This window comes from Rhodococcus sp. P4_B6, assembly GCF_056402215.1.
In genome coordinates this window covers 1-2,041 of the sequence record NZ_JBFUHV010000406.1, presented here as the reverse complement: position 1 = coordinate 2,041, position 2,041 = coordinate 1, and the positions used below count along the sequence as shown (strand labels likewise).

General features: G+C 59.0%; 4 protein-coding genes. 2 read left to right on the top strand and 2 right to left on the bottom strand.

All coding sequences use genetic code 11. The features are described from left to right. Positions 1-217 (top strand): alpha/beta fold hydrolase (locus AC1DWT_RS51030; protein WP_477926240.1); only part of this gene is annotated, 217 nt, incomplete at its 5' end. 170 nt (positions 218-387) lie between these two features. Continuing rightward, positions 388-681, top strand: coding sequence for a hypothetical protein (locus AC1DWT_RS51025; RefSeq protein WP_095861912.1), 294 nt, complete (start codon positions 388-390; stop codon positions 679-681). Between the two features lie 33 nt (positions 682-714). Here the strand turns inward: AC1DWT_RS51025 and AC1DWT_RS51020 are convergent, their stop codons facing one another. Further along, positions 715-1,434: a GntR family transcriptional regulator gene (locus AC1DWT_RS51020; RefSeq protein WP_095861911.1), complete on the bottom strand. Its 720-nt coding sequence runs from the start codon at positions 1,432-1,434 to the stop codon at positions 715-717. A 158-nt stretch (positions 1,435-1,592) separates the two neighbouring features. Continuing rightward, a partial coding sequence (locus tag AC1DWT_RS51015) for an FCD domain-containing protein (protein WP_477926239.1) occupies positions 1,593-2,041 on the bottom strand: 449 nt, incomplete at its 5' end.

The following is a 2,041-nucleotide window of genomic DNA, read 5'->3' as shown; positions in this document are numbered from 1 at the left end:
GGTCGAGACCCTCACGAAGATCGAGGCGCCCACTCTGATCACCTTCGGACGTGACGACCGAGTCACCCCACTCGACAGTTCCCTCATGCCGATGCGCCTGATCCCGAACTGCGAACTGCACGTCTTCCACAACTGCGGCCATTGGGCGATGATCGAGCGCAAAGCCGAGTTCGAAAACATTGTGCTCGCATATCTTCTCCGCGACATCGAGTGCTGACTGTGCAGTTTGGTCGATGATGCACCCGGCGGTCTCACGGAGCTGGTGCGGCGTGGCATGAGCAGTGTGTCGGTCGAGAGCGACTGGCACTCTGCGCATTTCCCTCGTGCGGCGAGGGTCCCCAAACTTCCAAGGCTTCGGCTGTCCCGACTATTTGGATGTGAATTCCCATGAACTCTCGTGAGTACCGCAAGTGGCGCCAAATGCGTCGCGCCGCTTCGATCGAAGCCAACCGTAAACGCAATCATCCCGACACCGAGGCGGAGCGCCTCATCGAATTTGCCAGCAAATGGGCACCATTCGGGGGCGCCACCGAGGAGGAAGTCCTCGTGCACTTCGGAATGACAATGCACCGGTTCATCGAGCGATTGTGGCAGGTCATCCCTGAATCGAACTGTTCCCAAGAGGAGGTACTCGTTCTAGTGAGCGCATACCCCCACCGAGTCGGCGGCCCAGTCGGCTGACAGTCCGACAGGTCCCACTAGGCCGCTGGGACATTACCCGGACTTCTCGACGGCCGATGACTCCCGCTCGCCGAACATACGTAAAACGAAGGCTCGTCCCGCTCGAACGAGATGTTCTTCTGACAAGCGGCGTGCCTTCTCTGGATCGCCGGCGATAACCGCCGCGACGATATCGTCGTGCTCGCGCAGCGCGCAGCTCGCCTGTTCAGGGATCATATCGAAGTAGGACGTGGGGATAAGTCGTCCAGTCTGCCGAAGCAGTATCAGCAATCTCGCTGAATTACTCGCCCTATTGATTGCTCGATGAAACAAGAAATTCGCTGTCCGTATATCACCGCCCGCATCTGCTGCAGCACGAACCTCATCCGACAGGAGACGGATTTCCTTGTGCTGTTCGGGTGTTCCACGTTCAGAAGCCCATGCTGCAGCGGTACCGGACAGGACCGCCATGAGAGCGAAGTTGTCTTCGACATCGCGTGGAGTCAGGCCGACTACTGATACCCCAGTCCTCGGTGCTACCTCCACCAGACCTTCGTGTACGAGCACCAAGCAGGCCTCGCGAACCGGAGTGCGGCTGGTTCCCAGTTCAGCAGCGGTCTCATCCAGATCGATCCGCATTCCCTTGGATAGTTTTCCGCTGATGATCTCGTCACGCAGGACTTCCGCGATTCGGTCCCGTACCGTCGCCCCGAGCTTCGGATTTCGTCTACTGTCGCCGCGGCCGCGAGAACTTTTGCCGGACGTTTGCATCATCGAATCCACAGCGTCCCGAGCAGGGCGAACGCAGGATCGCCCGCCGCCTTCGTCGAGATGGTGAAGGATCGGACATTCGCACAACTCATGCCGTCATGATATATCAGAAACTTGCGGGTGTGCCCTCATGCCCTCTGCTCCTCCGCGTCAAGGGAGGGTCAGAACAGATCGAAGTCGTAGCGCTTCGCGAGTTCATGGAGAGTGGGAGAGAACGACGACGCGCGATGCTCGTCCAGTTCGTACACGAGGGATCGCACCGCGCCCAAAATATGCCGCGCCAGCTCGCGCTCTGCCCGATCGGCGTCGCGCGCTGACCACGCGTCGAGAATTCGCTGATGACCCTCATTCGAATGCATGAGATGGTCGTCGACGTTCCAATACACGCGTCGGTACCTCGAGTAACGCTCCCAGTATCCACGAAGCCCGCTCTGGATTGGGTCGAGTACTACTTCATCGTCGAATCCGTAAAGGGCGTAGTGGAATTTGCGATTCGCTTCGGCGATGGCGTCGAATCTGGCCACTCCATCGGAGGGCTGTTCCGCGATCAGACCTCGAGCAATATCCCGAATTGATCGCTCATCCGCGTCCGTATGGCTGACCGTCGCCA